General features: G+C 59.8%; 1 protein-coding gene. It reads right to left on the reverse strand.

The genetic code is table 11. The features are described 5' to 3' along the window. Positions 1 to 191, reverse strand: a 191-nt coding sequence (locus tag SB725_RS31320; protein WP_410923304.1) for a DNA ligase LigA-related protein, incomplete at its 3' end; no start/stop codon positions are given. Positions 192 to 271: the final 80 nt, after the last annotated feature.

Consider the following 271-nt stretch of genomic DNA (forward strand, 5'->3'; position numbering starts at 1 on the left):
CTGCCGACACGCTGGGTTGGCGAATCGCTGGTCACCAGTTCAGGGTGCTCGGCTTCCAGGGCCTTGAGCTCACGGAACAGCCGGTCGTATTCCGCATCCGGGATGCTGGGTTCATCCAGTACGTGGTAGCGGTAATTGTGCTGGTCCAGCTCAGCGCGCAGCTCAAGAATGCGGGTTTCGGCGGCGGTCATGGGGTTCTCTCACAAAGCAAAAGAGCAGCCTAGGCTGCTCGATCTGAAGATTGGGGCAAGGACTTCGCTGGCAAGCCAGT

Origin of the sequence: Pseudomonas sp. SIMBA_041 (assembly GCF_046535095.1) — a bacterium.
In the GTDB taxonomy this organism is placed as follows: Bacteria; Pseudomonadota; Gammaproteobacteria; order Pseudomonadales; family Pseudomonadaceae; genus Aquipseudomonas; species Aquipseudomonas mucoides.